This is a genomic window from Streptomyces sp. NPDC001668 (genome assembly GCF_042893155.1).
Taxonomy (GTDB): Bacteria; Actinomycetota; Actinomycetes; order Streptomycetales; family Streptomycetaceae; genus Streptomyces.
Map to the genome: position 1 here is coordinate 23552 of NZ_JBIAUQ010000020.1, position 18023 is coordinate 41574.

The following is an 18023-nucleotide window of genomic DNA, read 5'->3' on the forward strand; positions in this document are numbered from 1 at the left end:
GAGCCGCAGCCGGGAACGGGACAGGAGTCCGGGCGAAGCACGGCTCGCGGACGAGCGTGGCAGTGGTCCCGCTGTGGGACCGGTTCCGGACGGGGGGACGGGCATGACGTACGACCCGATCGAGCCGATCGAGCCGATCAGCCCGAGCGAGCCGATCGAGCCGAACGTGAGCTCGGGAGGGCGGATGAGTCCGGCGCGCATTCCGGTTGCAGATCCTGGTGTCGGCCTGGGCGACGGACAGCCGACGGACGTCACGGCAGCGGCGGTCCCCGCGCGCGTCTTGGCCAACGCCTCGGCTGCCTCCACCGCCCCTGTCTCCTCTCCCGCCCCCACCGACGAACGCCTGCGGCGTTGGCGGCTTGTGCTGGGCGGGGAGGCGGCCGATGGGACCGGGTGCGCGCTCAGTGGGGAGGATGCCGCGATGGACGGGGCGTTGAGCGCGCTCTACGGCAGAGGGGATGCGAAGGGGCAGGCGGGAAAGGAACGTTCGGCGGGGCTGGGGGCCTCGGCGCCGTCGGTGGCGCGGTGGCTCGGGGACATCCGGACGTACTTCCCCTCCTCCGTCGTACAGGTCATGCAGCGGGACGCCATCGACCGGCTCGGACTGTCCACCCTGCTTCTCGAACCGGAGATGCTGGAGGCGGTCGAGGCCGACGTGCACCTGGTCGGGACACTGCTCTCGCTCAACAAGGCGATGCCGGAGACGACGAAGGAGACGGCACGTGCCGTCGTGCGCAAGGTCGTCGAGGACCTCGAGAAGCGGCTCGCCACCCGCACCCGCGCCACTCTCACCGGGGCCCTGGACCGCAGCGCCCGGATCAGCCGGCCGCGCCACCACGACATCGACTGGAACCGCACGATCTCGGCGAACCTCAAGCACTATCTCCCCGAGTACCGGACGATCGTGCCTGAGCGGCTCGTCGGGTACGGCCGGGCCTCGCGGTCGGTGAAGAAGGAGGTCGTTCTCTGCATCGACCAGTCGGGGTCGATGGCGGCGTCCGTCGTCTACGCGTCCGTGTTCGGGGCGGTGCTGGCGTCCATGCGGTCGATCGACACACGGCTCGTCGTCTTCGACACGGCGGTCGTCGACCTCACCGATCAGCTCGACGACCCGGTGGACGTGCTGTTCGGCACGCAACTCGGTGGCGGCACGGACATCAACCGGGCGCTGGCGTACTGCCAGTCGCAGCTCACCCGTCCCGCGGAGACGGTGATGGTGCTGATCAGCGACCTCTACGAGGGCGGCATACGCGACGAGATGCTCAAGCGGGTCGCGGCGATGAAGGCGTCCGGGGTGCAGTTCGTGACGCTGCTCGCGCTGTCGGACGAAGGGGCGCCGGCCTACGACCGGGAGCACGCGGCCGCGCTCGCCGCGCTGGGCGCACCGGCCTTCGCCTGCACTCCCGACCTGTTTCCCGAGGTGATGGCGGCGGCCATCGAGAAGCGGCCGCTTCCGATACCTGACCCGGGGTGAGGCCGGGCCAGCCGTTGGTGATTTGTCGATCCGGCGACCTGTGACTTCGACCAGCAAAACGGACATGGCTACGCATCAGTAACAGGGGGGTTGCGCGACCTCGGGCACCCCGTGCAAGGATCGGCTTCCCCACAGTCTTCACCCTTCCCCTCCGTTTCCCTTTCGCTTGCATTCCGTTCTGTTCCGTTCCGTTTCGCTTCGTTCCGTCGCACGGAAGGACCCGCCCCTCTTGACCTGGTCAGCAGCCTTTCCCGGTGTCGCTGTGCGCGTGCTGCGCGCGGTGGCCGGGCGGCGCGCGCTGCAAGTGGGGCTGCTGGTGGGCGGGTTGTTCGTGCTCGGCTTCCTCTGCGGCGGGGGACAGGCATACGCGGCGGACGGCTACGGGGTGTTGCCGGGCAGGACGGTCGGTCAGCCGGTGGAACCCCCGGCCGAGTTGAGGGCCACGCACACGGCCACAGCGACGGGGGCTGCCGCCGACACGGACACGGACACGGACACGGCAAAGGGCGGCGCCCTTGTCCCGGTTGCCTCCGCCCCCGTTGCCTCCGCCCCCGTTGCCTCCGCCCCCGTTGCCTCCGCCCCGGTTGCTCCCGCCCCGGTTGCTCCCGCCCCGGTCGTCCCCGGATCCGGCACTGAAGCCCTCCCGCACCCGGCCGACGGTAAGGTCCGCCGCCCGGTGACCGAGGACGTCATAGGCGCCGTGGCCGACGGTGTCGTACAGCCGGTCGGCGATCTGGTCGAGCCGGTCGGTGACCTGGTCGAGACCGTGACCACGGGGCTGACCGGGACGGTCGGGATACCGGCGCAGCCCACGTTGCCGGGGTGGCCGACGATGCCCTCGTTCCCCGAGGCCCCGTCGTGGCCGACGCTGCCGACGGTGCCGGGCGCCCCCACGGTGCCGGGCCTGCCCGGCATCCCGGGCCAGACCCTGCCCGCGCCCGCGCCTGCGCCCGTGCCCGCGCCGGTCACCTCGGCGCCGCAGCACCCCCAGCCGGGCGATCACGCGGCGGAAAAGCCGGCCGGTGACAAGCGCTCCGCGGACGGCGGTGCCGCCTACGGACCACGGTTCGGCGGGCACGGCACCGTGCCCCAGACCGTCCCGCACCCCTCCGCCCACCGCACCGCCTCCACCGCGCACGCGCCCGCCCACCAGGCTCCCTCCGACAACCCGGGTGGTGCCCTGGGCGGCAAGTCGGCCGTGGACAGCGGCCCGTCGCGACACGGCGACGCGCATGCCATCACCCTTGACCACCGGGCGCCGCTGCGGCTCGTGCCCGGTGCCGCCGCGAGCGTCGACGCGGCCGGGACCCGGGACAGGCACCGGGACATCCCCGTCTTCCCCGGCTAGGGCAGACCTTCCCCCGCCGACCTGCCGCGCGGGGGCGGAACAGGTCTGCCCAGCCGTTCGGACACCCCCCAGATCTCCTCAGATCTCCGGACGGATCCCCCCTGGAGCCCTGTGGCTCCGGATGTCCCCATGCCTCTCCAAGGCCTCCCAAGATCCAGGGATCTGACGCACTCATGAACAAGAACATCCGCCGTTCCATCGTCATAGCCGCCGGAGTCACCGGTGCGTGGGCTCTCGGCTCCGCCGTCGCCAGCGCGGACGAGCTCCCGGCCACCTCCCTCTCCGCGACGGACCCGGCGACGGACGCGACCGTCACCACCCCCCTCTCCGACGTCACCACCCCCCTCCCCGGCACCGAGGTCTCCCAGGCCGCCAAGGCGAAGGCGTCCAAGGTGAAGGGCGCCGCGGCCATCCAGGGCGCGAAGGCCGCCCGGGCCGCACAGGCCGAGGCGAAGGCCAACGCCGCCCAGGCCGCCGCCACCAAGGCCTCCGACATCGCCGTGCCCAGCACACCCACCGCGCCCAGCACACCCACCGCCCCCGTCACCCCCACCACCCCCCAGCACGACGTCGACTACCTCTTCGGCCCCCTCTCCGCCTTCGCCCCCGAGATGGACCAGACCGTGACCGCCGTCGTTCCCCCCGTCGCCGCGGCCGCCGTGGACGGCGTGCTGCCGGTCGCCGGGCAGGCGGTGGACGGTGTCGTGCCGGTCGCCGAAGGGGTCGAGCCGGCCGTCGGCCGGGCCGTGGGCGGGGTCGGGCGGACCGCCGGGTACGCGGTCGCCGGAGTCGGGGAGATCCAGCAGGGCGTGGCCGGGTACGCCACCGGCGCCGTCGCCGCCGATGTGCTCCCGGTCGTCGACGGTGTCGTCGCCGACGTGCCGCCCTACGCCACCGGTCTGGTCGGACAGCTCGCCCAGGACGGCACCGGGGCCGTGCTGCCCCCGCTCGTGAACACGGCCGTGCACGGCGTGGTGCCGGTCGCAGGGCAGGCCGTCGTGGACGCGGGCACCCTCACTCGGGGCGTCACGGGCGACGTCGAGCCCTTCGCGACCGGAGTCGTCGGCGACGTCGCGCCGCTCGCGTACGGCGTGACGGGCCGTGCCACCGACCTGGCGTACGGCGTGACGGGCGAGGTCCCGGCCTTCGCGCACGGTGTCACCGGGGCCGTCCAGCCCGTCGTCGACACCGTCACCCGGACGGTCGAGCCGGTCGCGGGCAGCACCACTGCACTCGCGTACGGCGTCACGGGTGAGGTCACGCCCTTCGCGCACGGCGTCGTCGGCGAGGCCGCCCCCGTCGTCGGGCAGGTCGGCCCCTTCGCCGACGACCTGACCGGCACCGTCCAGGACACCGCGGGACCGCTCGCCGGGCACGCCGTCACCGGCGTCCAGGGCGTGGCCGGATCCGTCACCCCGGGTTGGGCGCAGGACCTCCGGTACCGCGCCTGACCGTCCCTCCACCGACTCCGTGAGGCGACGGGCCCCGGACGGCCGAAAGCCGTCGGTCTGTCCTGCCGGGACCTCACGGTCGGGGGCGGAGAGGTCCCCATTGGGGTGGGGATCAACCGCCCTGAGCCCCTCGCAGGGCTGCTCAACGGGCCTCACCGGGCGAACCCCAGCCCGGTGAGGCCCTTCACCCACGGCACCGGGTGCCAGTGAGCGCGGCATCATGTGACAGGTATCACCGCTCAGGTGTGACCCTCGATTTAGAGGCCTCCCGCAAGCAGCGATAACCTGCGAGACGGACATGCCGCGCGCTCGGACACCGTGTGCGCCTCCCTTGTGACAGACAGCGGTCGGACGTCACGTTGCCCTCGCGGCACGCCCACGCAGACAACGAACCGCGAGATCACTGATAGGGACGGAAGCGCGTGGACCTGTTCGAGTACCAGGCGAGGGACCTCTTCGCCAAGCACGATGTACCGGTGCTGGCCGGTGAAGTCATCGACACGCCTGAGGCGGCCCGCGCAGCCACCGAGCGCCTCGGTGGCAAGTCCGTCGTCAAGGCCCAGGTGAAGGTCGGCGGCCGCGGCAAGGCCGGTGGCGTCAAGCTCGCCGCCTCCGCCGACGAGGCCGTGGAGCACGCGACCAACATCCTCGGCATGGACATCAAGGGCCACACGGTCCACAAGGTGATGATCGCCGAGACGGCCCCGGAGATCGTGGAGGAGTACTACGTCTCCTTCCTCCTGGACCGGGCCAATCGCACCTTCCTCTCCATCGCGTCCGTCGAGGGCGGCATGGAGATCGAGGAGGTGGCGGAGACCCGCCCCGAGGCCGTCGCCAAGACCCCGATCGACGCCAACGTGGGCGTGACCCCCGAGGTCGCCCGCCGGATCGTCGAGGCCGCGAACTTCCCGGCCGAGGTCGCCGACAAGGTCGAGAACGTCCTCGTCAAGCTGTGGGACACCTTCATCAAGGAGGACGCCCTCCTGGTCGAGGTCAACCCGCTGGCCAAGGTCGCCTCCGGTGAAGTCATCGCCCTCGACGGCAAGGTCTCCCTGGACGAGAACGCCGAGTTCCGTCAGCCGGAGCACGAGGCCCTCCAGGACAAGGACTCCGCGAACCCGCTGGAGGCCGCCGCCAAGGCCAAGAACCTCAACTACGTCAAGCTCGACGGCGAGGTCGGCATCATCGGCAACGGCGCGGGTCTCGTCATGAGCACCCTGGACGTCGTCGCGTACGCCGGTGAGGCGCACGGTGGCGTCAAGCCCGCCAACTTCCTCGACATCGGCGGCGGCGCGTCCGCGGCCGTGATGGCGAACGGCCTGGAGATCATCCTGGGCGACCCCGACGTCAAGTCGGTCTTCGTCAACGTCTTCGGCGGCATCACCGCCTGCGACGAGGTCGCCAACGGCATCGTCCAGGCGCTGCAGCTGCTCGCGGACAAGGGCGAGGAAGTCACCAAGCCGCTGGTCGTCCGTCTGGACGGCAACAACGCCGAGCTGGGTCGCAAGATCCTCTCCGACGCCAACCACCCGCTGGTGCAGCGCGTGGACACCATGGACGGCGCGGCCGACAAGGCCGCCGAGCTCGCGGCCGCGAAGTAAGGGACGAGGGAACACAGCCATGGCTATCTTCCTCAACAAGGACAGCAAGGTCATCGTCCAGGGCATGACCGGTTCCACGGGCATGAAGCACACCAAGCTCATGCTCGCCGACGGCACGAACATCGTCGGTGGCGTGAACCCGCGCAAGGCGGGCACGTCCGTGGACGTCGACGGCACGGAGATCCCGGTCTTCGGCACCGTCGCCGAGGCGATCGAGAAGACGGGCGCGAACGTATCCGTCCTCTTCGTACCGCCGGCCTTCGCCAAGGCGGCCGTCGTCGAGGCCATCGACGCCGAGATCCCGCTCGCGGTCGTCATCACCGAGGGCATCGCGGTCCACGACTCCGCCGCGTTCTACGCGTACGCCGTGGAGAAGGGCAACAAGACCCGGATCATCGGCCCGAACTGCCCCGGTCTCATCACCCCGGGCCAGTCGAACGCCGGCATCATCCCGGGCGACATCACCAAGCCGGGCCGTATCGGTCTGGTCTCGAAGTCCGGCACGCTGACGTACCAGATGATGTACGAGCTGCGTGACATCGGCTTCTCCTCCGCCGTCGGTATCGGCGGTGACCCGATCATCGGTACGACGCACATCGACGCGCTCGCCGCGTTCGAGGCCGACCCCGACACCGACCTCATCGTCATGATCGGTGAGATCGGCGGCGACGCCGAGGAGCGGGCCGCGGCCTTCATCGCGAAGAACGTGACCAAGCCGGTCGTCGGCTACGTCGCGGGCTTCACCGCGCCCGAGGGCAAGACCATGGGCCACGCCGGCGCCATCGTCTCCGGCTCCTCCGGCACGGCCGCCGCGAAGAAGGAGGCCCTCGAGGCCGCCGGCGTCAAGGTCGGCAAGACGCCGACCGAGACGGCGAAGCTGGCGCGCGAGATCCTGGCCGGCTGACGTACCCAGCTGCGGTCGGTGGGCCCGTTCCCTGCGTGGGGGCGGGCCCACCGGCGCGTTACGGGGTGCCACCCCGGCTCGTCGGGCGGCTATGGGTGCGTCGTGGCTGGTCGCGCCCACGCGGCGGAGCCGCACATGGACACAGCCCCGCGCCCCTGAAAAACCTCCACCGGCCCGCAGTCAACGAACGAGCGGTGCGACCCTCTCCGGGCCGCTCCCCGCGCTCTCCCGCAGCTTCTCGCGAAGCGACTCCTCCGCCTCCGACAAGGGCCCCTGCCCTACCCGCGGCGGCACCCCCTGAACCTCCGCCCCCGGCGCGACCGGCGGCTCGTAGTGCGTCGGGGCCGTGCGCAGCGTGAGCGCCGTCGTGCCGATCAGCGCCACCGTGAACGCGATCGCCGCCCGGGTCCAGAACCGCGCCCGCCGCTCGCTCCCGCTGCGCACGGAAGACGGCTTCGCGGCACGCAACCGCTCCGAGCCGGCCAGCGAGGCCAGGCGCTCGTGCAGCGAGGACGGGTCGGCCAGCTCGGGAAGCCGTTCCGCGATCACCGCCCGCGCGTTCATCAACCGGTACGCCGTCGTCGGCGTACTCGCCTCCGTCTCCGCCGCCGTCTCCGGAAGGTCGAGCCCCACACCGTCGTACAGCAGCAGCGTGCGCCGTTGCGGCGGTGGGAGTCTCTGGAGCACGGCCATCAGCGCGCGGCCGGACGAGTCGGCGACGGGCGCCTCGGGGCCGCGGTGGCGGGGGCGGAACCGGTGCCAGGGGGAGAGGGCGTACTCGTACGCCATGACCCGCACCCAGCCCGCCGGGTCGCGGTCCACCGCCACCTCCGGCCAGCGCTGCCAGGCGAGTTGGAAGGCCCGTTCGACCGACTCGCGGGCGAGTTGGCGGCGGCCGGTGAGCAGGTAGGTCTGCCGGACGAGGGCGGGCGCGCAGAACGCGTACAGCGCGTCGAAGGCCTGAGCGGGTGTCAGGGGGGCGGTCGCCGGGAGCTCCTCGTGCGGGGCGGCGACCTGATCCTGCGTCAAGGACCCGTCCGGGCTCTGCTTCACGGGGCGCCCCTTCGTCCGAAAATACGCATAGTCGTATATTGAGCGACACATCGGGGGTTCGCCTGTTACGACGAGAAAGCGCGTGTCGTTGGGAGCATGGCGGTCGTGATCCAGATGACCGCTCGCCGCACCTCGTTGTCTCCCCTGCTCACCCGGTTGCGCGACCGGACGCCCGGCCTGGCCGCCGGCCTCCTCGGTGGCGCGGTGGCCGCCGGGCTGGGGCTCGGTTCGTTCGCCGTGCTCGTGATGGTGCTGTGGATCAGCTCGCCGTACCCCGACAGCGGCCCGGGCGGCGCGCTGAACGTGGCCGCCGCGCTGTGGCTGCTCGCGCACGGGGCGGAACTGGTCCGCACCGACACGCTCTCCGGGGTTCCGGCGCCCCTCGGCGTCACCCCGCTGCTGTTGCTCGCCCTGCCGTTGTGGCTGGTGCACCGGGCGGCGCGGGACGTGGCCTCGGGGGACGAGGAGCCGCCGCGGGCGTCCGGGCGGACGGCGTGGACCGGGGTCGTGCTCGGCTACCTCGGCGTCGGCGCGGCCGCCGCGCTCTACGCCGGCGGCGGGGAGTTGCGGCCCTCGTGGACGTGGACCTGCGTCTGCCTGCCGGCCGTCGTCATGGGCGCGGCCGCGGCCGGGGTGTGGACGGCGTACGGCCGTCCCGCCGAGGCCGTGGACGGCGTGCTGGTGCTGCTGCCCGCCGGGGTCCGGCGGCTGGTCCTCGGTGTGGAGGCGCGGGCACGGCTCCTGGCGGCGGCACGAGCCGCGGGGGCCGGGGTCTCGGTGCTCGTCGGGGGCGGGGCGGTGTTGCTCGGGGTGTCGCTGGTGGTGCACGGCGACGCGACGCGGGGGTCGTTCGTCCGGCTGACGGAGGGGTGGTCGGGACGGTTCGCCGTGCTGCTGCTGTGTCTGACGCTGCTGCCGAACGCGGCGGTGTGGGCGGTGGGATACGCCGCCGGACCCGGGTTCCTCCTGGGCGCCGGGCATGCCGTGGGGCCGCTGTCCTCGGACCCCGCCCCGCTGCTGCCGCCGTTCCCGCTGCTGGCGGCGGTACCGGGACCGGGGGCCGGCGGACCGGCGCACTGGGCCGCGGGCGCCGTGCCGGTGGCCGCCGGGGCGGTGGTGGGGTGGTTCGTGGGACGGGCCGCGGATCCGGAGGGGACACGGGGGCGGACGGCCGGCGCGGTGCTGCGGGCGGCTGTGCTGTGCGCGGCGGCGGTCGCCGCGCTGACCGCGCTGTCCGGCGGACCGCTCGGAGTGGGGGCGCTGGCCCGGTTCGGGCCGGTGTGGTGGCAGGTGGGCGCGGCGGTCATGGCGTGGATCGCGGGGGCGGGTCTGCCGACGGCGCTCGCGGTATGGGCCTGGCGCGGGCGCTCACGCGCCCGTTCACGCGGCGGGCAGCGGACGTGGGTGCCCTCCCTGCCCTCCCTGCCGCCGATGCGGGACCGGCTCTCACGGCGCGCGGAGACGGCCGGGGTCGACACCGCCTCAGGAACCGCCTCCGGAACCGCCTCCGGAACCGCTTCGGGGACCGCCACGGCAGCGGCGAGCGCCGCGGACACCTCTTACGGCGAAGGCGGCGGCTACGAGCCGTACGCCGAGGACGACACCTACGAGCCCTACGGCTTCCTGCCCGCCGCACCTCAACCGGACCCGGTGCCCCCGCCGGAGCCCTGGCACGACGACGCCGCACTCGAGAACCGGTGGGCCGCCCTGAAGGAGGCCGCCACGCCGCCGGCGGAGTCCCCGGAGAAGCCTGCGCCGACCGACTGACGCCCGCCGACCGGCCTCAGCCGTTCGTGCTCAGCAGGCTCCGGAGTTCCTTCGGCAGAAGGTCCGCGCAGGACTTCTGGGCCTGGTTGGTGAGGGCGTCGTTCGTGCAGGTGTAGTAGTCGTCGTAGACCAGCCGCGCGGTGAAGCTCGCCGCGACGAAGACGATGGCCAGGGAGGCCGTGACCAGGCCGCTCACCGCCGCCGTGGTCTGCGGGCGGGCCGACTGGGGCGGGACGGGGGCGTCGGGGTCCGGGGTGCGGGGCTTGGCGCGCAGCGCGCTGATGCCCCAGTACATGGCCAGCGCGCCCAGCAGCAGGCCCACGTACGGCCAGCCGAACAGCACGAAGAAGAAGGCCCACATGCCGCACAGCAGGGCGTAACGGGCGCGGCGCTGGGAGGGATCCGTCGGGTCCCAGCGCGGATTGGGCCCCGCGCCGCCCTGTCCCTCCGGGCCGCCACCGGGGCCCGCGCCAGGGCGCTCGCCGAAGTTGCCGTCGGAGCGGCCCGGCTGGCGGTCGCTCCACTGGCTGCCCCACGGGGTGCGGCCGCCGCCCTCGCCCTCGTCGCCGTCCGAGCCCTCGGGGCGGCGCGGCTGCCACGGGCGGTCCGGGGTGCCCTCCGGCGGCGGGGCGAAGGGATTGTCGTCCTTGGACGAACCGCCCTGCCCCTCGCCGTTCTTCTTGCCGGAGGACGGGGCGTCCGGCGGCGAGGCCTGCTGCTCCCGCAGCAGCAGGCCGCTGCGCTCCCCTTCCTGCACCGACTGCTGGGGGAGCGTGAGGAGTCGCAGGCTGCGGTCCGACATCAAGTGAGCGTCTTCCCCTTGAGGATGTGGCTTGCCATGGCTTACGTGGATCGAACGGTTCGGCGGGCCCGTCGGCGCGGGCCTCACCCCGTGAACGCGTCGCGCGCCACCCGCGTTCCCGGACCGGTCCCTCCCAGACGCTACCTTCCGGCCACGCCCCCGTCCCGCGGGGGCCTCGCGGTGTGCCGGTATCGTTGCTGACGTTCGGCCGCTTCGTAGACTTCCCCGTATCCCGGGGCTCGAAGCATTCGTACGACCGTACAAACGCTCCCCCGAGAAAGGGCCCCGCCGTGGCCGCCAAGCCCGTGGCCGAGCAGGCCAGGCCGGTTCAGCGCCTGGTCGTGCTGGTCTCCGGATCCGGTACGAACCTCCAAGCACTGCTGGACGCCATCGCGGCGGCCGGCACCGAGGCGTACGGCGCCGAGATCGTGGCCGTGGGGGCCGACCGGGAGAACATCGAGGGGCTGGCGCGGGCCGAGCGGGCCGGGATCCCCACCTTCGTCCGCAAGGTCAAGGACTTCGGGACCCGCGAGGAGTGGGACGTGGCCCTCGCCGAGGCCGTCTCCGCGTACGAACCCGCCCTCGTGGTGTCCGCCGGGTTCATGAAGATCGTGGGCAAGGAGTTCCTCGCGCGCTTCGGCGGGCGGTTCGTGAACACCCACCCCGCGCTGCTGCCCAGTTTTCCCGGGGCCCACGGAGTGCGCGACGCGCTCGCGTACGGAGCGAAGGTCACCGGCTGCACCGTCCACTTCGTCGACGACGGCGTCGACACCGGACCGATCATCGCCCAGGGCGTGGTGGAGATCCGGGACGAGGACGACGAGAGCGCTCTGCACGAGCGCGTCAAGGAAGTCGAGCGAAGACTGCTCGTCGAGGTCGTGGGGCGGCTCGCCCGCAACGGCTATCGCATTGAGGGACGAAAGGTAGTTATCCAGTGACCGCCGAGAGCAACAAGCGGGCCCTTCGCAGGGCGCTCATCAGCGTCTACGACAAGACCGGCCTCGAAGACCTCGCGCGCGGCCTGCACGAGGCGGGCGTGGAACTCGTCTCGACCGGGTCGACCGCCGGCCGGATCGCCGCCGCCGGTGTCCCCGTCACCAAGGTCGAGGAACTCACCGGCTTCCCGGAGTGCCTGGACGGCCGCGTCAAGACCCTGCACCCGCGCGTGCACGCCGGCATCCTCGCCGACCTGCGCCTCGACAGCCACCGCGAGCAGCTCGCCGAGCTCGGCGTCGAGCCCTTCGACCTGGTCGTCGTCAACCTCTACCCGTTCCGCGAGACCGTCGCCTCCGGTGCCTCCCCGGACGAGTGCGTCGAGCAGATCGACATCGGCGGCCCGTCCATGGTGCGCGCCGCCGCCAAGAACCACCCGTCGGTCGCCGTCGTCACCAGTCCCGAGCGGTACGCCGACGTCCTGACAGCGGTGAAGGACGGCGGGTTCGACCTCGCCTCCCGCAAGCGGCTCGCCGCCGAGGCCTTCCGGCACACCGCCGAGTACGACATCGCGGTCTCCAGCTGGTTCGCCAGCGCCTACGCCCCCGCGGACGACTCCCCGTTCCCCGAGTTCATCGCCGCGGCCCTGGAGCGCAAGAGCACCCTGCGCTACGGCGAGAACCCGCACCAGCCCGCCGCGCTCTACGTCGACGGCACCGGCGTCGGTCTCGCCGAGGCGGAGCAGCTGCACGGCAAGGAGATGTCGTACAACAACTACACGGACACGGACGCCGCCCGCCGTGCCGCGTACGACCACGCCGAGCCGGCCGTCGCGATCATCAAGCACGCCAACCCCTGCGGCATCGCGGTCGGCGCGGACGTGGCCGAGGCGCACCGCAAGGCACACGCGTGTGACCCGCTGTCGGCGTTCGGCGGTGTGATCGCGGTGAACCGCCCGGTCTCCAAGGAGATGGCCGAGCAGGTCGCCGAGATCTTCACCGAGGTCATCGTCGCGCCCGACTACGAGGACGGCGCCCTCGAGGCCCTCGCCAAGAAGAAGAACATCCGGGTCCTCAAGGCCCCGGCCGCGCCCGCGCACCCCGCCGAGGTCAAGCCCATCGACGGCGGCGCGCTCCTCCAGGTCACCGACCGTCTCCAGGCCGAGGGCGACGACCCGGCGAACTGGACCCTGGCGACCGGCGAGGCGCTCGGCGCCGACGAACTGGCCGAGCTCGCGTTCGCCTGGCGGGCCTGCCGGGCCGTCAAGTCCAACGCCATCCTCCTCGCCAAGGACGGCGCCTCCGTCGGCGTCGGCATGGGGCAGGTCAACCGCGTCGACTCCGCGAAGCTCGCCGTCGAGCGGGCCGGTGCCGAGCGGGCGCAGGGCTCGTACGCCGCCTCGGACGCCTTCTTCCCGTTCCCGGACGGCCTGGAGGTCCTCCTGGAGGCCGGTGTGAAGGCGGTCGTCCAGCCGGGCGGCTCGGTCCGTGACGAGCTCGTCGTCGAGGCCGCCAAGAAGGCCGGCGTCACGATGTACTTCACCGGGACGCGGCACTTCTTCCACTGACGGAACCGGAACACCGGCCTGGGCGGCGCTACGTGGAACTGCGGAGCGCCGCCCACGTGTGGGGACCCACCTGGCCGTCGACCTCCAGCCCCTTGGCGCTCTGGAACTGCTTGACCGCCGCCTGGGTGTCCTTGCCGAACTCGCCGTCCACGCCCGAACCGCCCACGCTGTAGCCGCGCTTGGTGAGCATGCACTGCACCTGGACGACCCGCTGGCCCTTGTCGCCGTACTCGGTCTGTTCGGTGCCCGAGTAGTAGGTGCAGCCGGAGATCCAGGCGGGGGTGGCCGGGGGTGCGGCGGTCTTCGTCACGGTGGTGGTGGGGGTGGGGGCGGTGCTCCTGCCGCCCTGTGCACCGCCGTTGCTCCGGGTGGCTGTCGCGGACGGGGTGCTGTCCGGCGCGCCGGCGCTCTTCTCCGGTGCGGCCGTCTGCGCCTCTTTCCGGTCCTTCTTCTTCTCGTCGGTGTCCTTGCCGGAGGGCGAGGCGGACGCACTGGGCCCCGAAGAGGCCGGAGCGGCGGAGGCGGTGACCTCGGCGGCGCGGGTCGGGGCGGCCGCGGCCGGGGAGTCGAGGCCCGGACGGGTGAGCAGGAAGGCTCCGACGGCGACGGCTCCGACGGCGATGCCCGCGACGGCGGCCAGCAGGGGCCTGCGCCGCCCGCCGGTCCCGGTGGCCGGGGCGGGGCCCGGTGAGAGCACCGGCTCCAAGGGCGTGCGGAAGTGGGGGGACTGCCGGACGGGCACGTCCTCCAGCGCCGCGCACCCCTGCTGCCGTTCCCGGAGCCGGGCGGCCAGCGGGTCGTGCCAGTGGGACGCGCGGCCGTGTCCCGCGGCCGTGGCCGCGTCGATCAGCTGTCGCGGGGCGGGGCGGCCGGCGGGGTCCTTGGCCAGGCAGGCGGCCAACAGGGCGGCCAACGCGGGGTCCGCCTCGGCGAGTTCGGCCATGACCTCGGTGTCGGGTGCCTCGAAGGCGACCCGGTGCATGACGTCCACCCCGGTCCCGTCGCCGAAGGGGGCGTGCCCGGTGGCGGCGTAGACGATGGTGCAGCCGAGGGAGAACACGTCGGAGGCGGCGTCGCAGCGGCCCTCGCGCAGATACTCGGGCGCCATGTACGCGGCCGTGCCGACCCGGTGGCCGGTCGTGGTGATCGCGCTGCTGTCGGCCGCGCGGGAGATGCCGAAGTCGATGACGTGTGTGCCCCGGGGGGACAGGATCACGTTGGACGGCTTGAGATCGCGGTGTACGACCCCGGCGGCGGCCAGCGCCGACAGGGCCTCCCCGAGCTCCGCCACCAGCCGCCACACCCCGGCCGGTTCGAGCAGCCCGCACTCGCGGACCGCCTCGGCGAGGCTGAGGCCGGGCAGGTACTCGGTGGCCATCCACAGCAGCGCGTCGTCGAAGCCGGTGCCCAGCAGATGCGGTGCGCGCGGTGTGCGCACCCGCCCGTGCACGGCGGCCTCCCGCTCGAACCGCCGCCGGAAGTCCGGCCCTTCGGCGTACTCGGGCCGGATCACCTTCACGGCGGCGAGCCCCGGGCTGTCGTCGGCACGCCGGGCCAGGTAGACCCGGCCCATACCGCCGCTGCCGAGCAGCCCGAGCGGGACGTAGGGTCCGATACGTCCGGGATCGGCGGGCAGCAGCGGGACCGCGCCCGCCTGCCGCAGCGCGGTCTCACCGGCCGCCGGTATGTCTGTCACGGTCCCCCCGACCTGCCTCTTCGTTCCTCAACGTGCTCATGCGTCACGCCAGTTGACTGAGGAGAGGCTAGCGCCCCACCGCCGGGCGATGCCGGGATACGAAGGACCCGGTGCCGTCCGGAGCGGCGCTCTCCCGTGGGTCCGTGGTCGGCGGAGGCACCACGATGACGCTGTACACGGTCCTACGCCCAGGGGCCGTGTCACGGTGTGACACGGCCCCTGGGAAAGTATGGCGAGAAGGCGTCGTGGCGATCCGCCGTCAATTGTGGTGAGGCGATGCTCAGTTCGTCCGGATGACGATGGACGAGCAGATCTTGTCGGCGAAGGTCTGGCGCTTGGCGTCCCAGGCGGGCCACAGCCAGCCGAGGTAGCAGGCGAGGCTGTCCAGGAAGTGCGCGAGGCGGCGGACGAAGGCCATGCCGACACCGAGGGGCTGCCCGTCGATCTCCCGCACCAGACGGATGCCGAGCGCCTTCTTGCCGAGCGTCTGGCCGTTCTTGCCCTCGATGATCAGCTGGTAGATCGCGAGGCCGAGGAGCGCGATGCCGCCGATCGCCATCAGGGCCCCGTTCTGGGCGTTGCCGCCGAAGATGACGAGGAGGTACGGGACCGCGAAGACGAGCCCGTCGACCAGGGTGCCGAGGAAACGCTGGCCCCAGTTCGCGTACGGCGGCTGCGCGCCGTAGCCCGGCTGCTGCGGGTAGCCGTAGGCGGAGGCGGGGACCTGCGGCGCCTGCGGGTAGCCGTAACCGGGCTGCTGCGGGTAGCCCTGCTGCTGGGGGTAGCCCTGCTGCGGCGGGACACCCTGCGGGGCCTGCTGGGGGTAGCCGTAACCGGGCTGCTGCGGCTGCTGCTGCGGGTAGCCGTAACCCGGCTGCTGGGGCTGCTGCGGCTGCTGGGGGTTCTGCGGCTTTTCGTACGGGTTGTTGGGCGAGCCGAAACTCATGGTGATCCTCCGTTGGCCAAGCTGGGGACAATGCGGGACTGCGCGGAGGAACGTCATGGCTGAGCGGTCTGCCCCCCGAACACCAACCGCGATACTGCGCCAGACATCGTTGTAGGCAGGTGTGTTGTTGTCCAGACCCATTCGGTATGTGTTGTGCAAGTGCAACCTCGCCGATCTTGGGCGGGGCCACGGGGGAACCCGGATTGGTACCCGGGCCGGGTCATCCGCGAGGATGGGGGCATGACCGCCCAGATTCTCGATGGCAAGGCCACCGCAGCCGCGATCAAGTCCGATCTGACCGCCCGCGTGGCGGCGCTGAAGGAGAAGGGCGTCACGCCCGGCCTCGGCACGATCCTCGTCGGCACCGACCCCGGCAGCCAGAAGTACGTCGCCGGCAAGCACCGCGACTGCGCGCAGGTCGGCATCGCCTCCATCCAGCGTGAACTGCCCGAGACGGCCACGCAGGAGGAGATCGAGTCGGTCGTCCGCGAGCTGAACGACGACCCGGCGTGCACCGGTTACATCGTCCAGCTGCCGCTGCCCAAGGGCATCGACGAGAACCGCATCCTGGAGCTCATGGACCCGGACAAGGACGCGGACGGCCTGCACCCCATGAACCTCGGCCGCCTGGTCCTCAACGAGCCGGCGCCGCTGCCCTGCACCCCCAACGGCGTCCTCACCCTGCTCCGCCGCTACGGCGTCGAGATCAAGGGCGCGGAGGTGGTGGTCGTCGGCCGAGGCGTGACCATCGGCCGCCCGATGCCGCTGCTGCTCACCCGGCGCAGCGAGAACGCGACGGTGACCCAGTGCCACACCGGCACCCGTGACCTGTCCGCGCACCTCAAGCGCGCGGACATCATTGTCGCCGCCGCCGGTTCCGCCCACCTGATCCGCCCCGAGGACGTGAAGCCGGGCGCCGCCGTTCTCGACGTCGGCGTCTCCCGCAACGCCGAGGGCAAGATCGTGGGCGACGTCCACCCCGGCGTCGCCGAGGTCGCCGGCTTCATCTCCCCGAACCCCGGCGGCGTGGGCCCGATGACCCGCGCCCAGCTGCTCGTCAACGTGGTCGAGGCGGCGGAGCGCAGTGTCGGCTGAGGCGCGGGGCCCCGAGAAGCGGGGAGCGGCGACCGGGGCGACCGCGGCGCCGGGCCCCCAGGAGGAGCCGGTGGCTGCGGCGGACGGAGCCGGTCGGACGTCCGGTGAGGGCGCCGAGGCCCGGGTGGACAACGCCCCGGACCCCGAGGAGCAGGCCGACATCGTCGTACGGGACGCGATCAGCGCGCCCGATGCCGACGGGGTGCCGCGGCGGGTCACCCGCCGGTTCCCGCTGTTCACCCGGGACACCGCGCGGCCCGAGGGCGGCGGCCGGGCCGCACCGCGGGACGCTCCGGCGCCCGCCCGGCAGTGGCCGGTGCTCGCGGTGCTGGCCTCGGTCGGGCTCGGGCTGCTGGTGACCGCCCTCGACCAGTTCCGCGTCGGCACGCTCCTCATCGGGGTCGCCCTGCTCGGCGGTGCCGTGCTGCGCTGGCTGCTGCCGGACGTCGGCATGCTCGCCGTCCGCTCCCGCTTCACCGACATCGCCACGTACGGCGTGCTCGGCACCGTCATCGTCCTGCTGGCGATGATGGTGCAGCCGCATCCCTGGCTGGAGATCCCCTTCCTGAAGGACACCCTGCACTTCACGGTCAGCAGCAACTGACCCGAAGCGGGTACCGGCGGTCCGCCCCCACCCCCGACGAGGGACGGGCCGCCGTCACGGTCCAGCGTCCTGTGGCGCGAACAGCCTGTTCAACCGCTGTCAGTCCGCTGTGGCACAGCGGTGACGGTTCCGGCACGGTGTGCGCGAGCTGCCACAGCCGACCCGGGACAAGGAACCGATCAGGCCTGTGACGTCGTCAATTGCCTGGGAGCAGGTGAAAACGCCGCGGAGGTGGGCGATGAGTGGCTGGCAGGCGCTGCCCGACGATCTGCCGCCGGAGGTACGGCACTTCGTGGAGCAGCTCAGACAGCTCAAGGACCGCACGGGGCTCAGCCTCGTCGCGCTCGGCGCCCGCACCGCGTACAGCAAGTCCTCCTGGCACCGCTATCTCAACGCCACCCAGCCCCCGCCCCGGCAGGCCGTCGCCGCCCTGTGCCGGATCGCGGGCCTCGACACCACCGACGCCGAGCGCTTCGGTGTCCGCTGGGAACTGGCGGTCAAGGCCTGGCCCCGTCCGGCGGCTCCCGCGCGGGCCGCCGGGGGCGAGGAGGGCGGTGACGGCGAGAGGTACGAGGACGACCCCACCCTGCCGTGGTGGGACGAGCCTCCCGGGAAGGGCGCCACCGGCATGAACCCCCTCCTCCTGACCGCCGCGCTGCTGCTCGTGCTCGTCCTGCTGCTCGGAGTGGCCGGTGCCGTTGCGTCTGGGTGATCGGGGGCCTGCGTGGCGGCCGTTATTTCCGGTGTGTTCCACCTGTGACGATGTATCGACAAGTTTGCGT

At 72.6% G+C, this 18023-nt stretch carries 15 protein-coding genes; 11 read left to right on the forward strand and 4 right to left on the reverse strand.

What is annotated here, in order from left to right; all coding sequences use genetic code 11:
* Nucleotides 1-103: 103 nt before the first annotated feature.
* The 5 genes from ACFYZ8_RS39785 to sucD all read left to right on the forward strand — a co-directional run bounded on the left by ACFYZ8_RS39785 (nucleotide 104) and on the right by sucD (nucleotide 6778).
* Nucleotides 104-1474 carry a VWA domain-containing protein gene (locus ACFYZ8_RS39785; protein WP_388541052.1) on the forward strand — a complete coding sequence of 457 codons (1371 nt, stop codon included), beginning with the start codon at nucleotides 104-106 and terminating at the stop codon, nucleotides 1472-1474.
* Between the two features lie 229 nt (nucleotides 1475-1703).
* Nucleotides 1704-2822 (forward strand): hypothetical protein, encoded by a 1119-nt coding sequence (locus tag ACFYZ8_RS39790; RefSeq protein WP_388541055.1) that lies wholly within the window; start codon nucleotides 1704-1706, stop codon nucleotides 2820-2822.
* 173 nt (nucleotides 2823-2995) lie between these two features.
* Nucleotides 2996-4273 (forward strand): hypothetical protein, encoded by a 1278-nt coding sequence (locus ACFYZ8_RS39795; protein ID WP_388541057.1) that lies wholly within the window; start codon nucleotides 2996-2998, stop codon nucleotides 4271-4273.
* Between the two features lie 422 nt (nucleotides 4274-4695).
* Complete coding sequence (gene sucC / locus ACFYZ8_RS39800; protein WP_359036656.1) at nucleotides 4696-5874, forward strand: ADP-forming succinate--CoA ligase subunit beta; 1179 nt, start codon at nucleotides 4696-4698, stop codon at nucleotides 5872-5874.
* A 19-nt stretch (nucleotides 5875-5893) separates the two neighbouring features.
* Entirely contained in the window at nucleotides 5894-6778 is an 885-nt protein-coding gene (gene sucD, locus ACFYZ8_RS39805) for a succinate--CoA ligase subunit alpha (RefSeq protein WP_359036654.1), read from the forward strand.
* Nucleotides 6779-6958: 180 nt separating this feature from the next.
* Here sucD and ACFYZ8_RS39810 read toward each other — a convergent pair whose 3' ends face one another.
* Entirely contained in the window at nucleotides 6959-7882 is a 924-nt protein-coding gene (locus tag ACFYZ8_RS39810; RefSeq protein ID WP_388541059.1) for a sigma factor-like helix-turn-helix DNA-binding protein, read from the reverse strand.
* A 45-nt stretch (nucleotides 7883-7927) separates the two neighbouring features.
* Between ACFYZ8_RS39810 and ACFYZ8_RS39815 the strand changes: the two genes are divergently transcribed.
* On the forward strand, nucleotides 7928-9598 hold the full coding sequence (locus ACFYZ8_RS39815) for a DUF6350 family protein (RefSeq protein ID WP_388541061.1): 1671 nt from the start codon (nucleotides 7928-7930) through the stop codon (nucleotides 9596-9598).
* A gap of 16 nt (nucleotides 9599-9614) precedes the next feature.
* Here ACFYZ8_RS39815 and ACFYZ8_RS39820 read toward each other — a convergent pair whose 3' ends face one another.
* The gene (locus ACFYZ8_RS39820; protein ID WP_388541063.1) at nucleotides 9615-10400 is read right to left on the reverse strand and encodes a hypothetical protein; all 786 of its coding nucleotides are present in this window, start codon (nucleotides 10398-10400) and stop codon (nucleotides 9615-9617) included.
* Nucleotides 10401-10690: 290 nt separating this feature from the next.
* Here ACFYZ8_RS39820 and purN point away from each other — a divergent pair, with 290 nt between their 5' ends.
* Together purN and purH are read left to right on the forward strand one after the other, a co-directional pair.
* Nucleotides 10691-11338, forward strand: a complete 648-nt coding sequence (gene purN / locus ACFYZ8_RS39825) for a phosphoribosylglycinamide formyltransferase (protein WP_359036645.1) — start codon at nucleotides 10691-10693, stop codon at nucleotides 11336-11338.
* Nucleotides 11335-12900, forward strand: coding sequence for a bifunctional phosphoribosylaminoimidazolecarboxamide formyltransferase/IMP cyclohydrolase (gene purH / locus ACFYZ8_RS39830; RefSeq protein WP_359036643.1), 1566 nt, complete (start codon nucleotides 11335-11337; stop codon nucleotides 12898-12900). The genes purN and purH overlap by 4 nt, the downstream gene beginning before the upstream one ends.
* 28 nt (nucleotides 12901-12928) lie before the next feature.
* On the opposite strand, the gene ACFYZ8_RS39835 is transcribed toward purH, so the two are convergent.
* Together ACFYZ8_RS39835 and ACFYZ8_RS39840 are read right to left on the reverse strand one after the other, a co-directional pair.
* Nucleotides 12929-14596, reverse strand: a complete 1668-nt coding sequence (locus tag ACFYZ8_RS39835; protein ID WP_388541066.1) for a protein kinase — start codon at nucleotides 14594-14596, stop codon at nucleotides 12929-12931.
* 280 nt (nucleotides 14597-14876) lie between these two features.
* Entirely contained in the window at nucleotides 14877-15542 is a 666-nt protein-coding gene (locus ACFYZ8_RS39840) for an RDD family protein (protein ID WP_388541069.1), read from the reverse strand.
* Between the two features lie 240 nt (nucleotides 15543-15782).
* Here ACFYZ8_RS39840 and ACFYZ8_RS39845 point away from each other — a divergent pair, with 240 nt between their 5' ends.
* The 3 genes from ACFYZ8_RS39845 to ACFYZ8_RS39855 all read left to right on the forward strand — a co-directional run bounded on the left by ACFYZ8_RS39845 (nucleotide 15783) and on the right by ACFYZ8_RS39855 (nucleotide 17953).
* The gene (locus tag ACFYZ8_RS39845) at nucleotides 15783-16637 is read left to right on the forward strand and encodes a bifunctional methylenetetrahydrofolate dehydrogenase/methenyltetrahydrofolate cyclohydrolase (protein ID WP_359036637.1); all 855 of its coding nucleotides are present in this window, start codon (nucleotides 15783-15785) and stop codon (nucleotides 16635-16637) included.
* A gap of 124 nt (nucleotides 16638-16761) precedes the next feature.
* Entirely contained in the window at nucleotides 16762-17241 is a 480-nt protein-coding gene (locus tag ACFYZ8_RS39850) for a DUF3017 domain-containing protein (RefSeq protein ID WP_388541257.1), read from the forward strand.
* Between the two features lie 238 nt (nucleotides 17242-17479).
* A complete protein-coding gene (locus ACFYZ8_RS39855) occupies nucleotides 17480-17953 on the forward strand; it encodes a helix-turn-helix domain-containing protein (RefSeq protein ID WP_388541072.1) in 474 nt (157 codons plus the stop codon).
* Nucleotides 17954-18023: the final 70 nt, after the last annotated feature.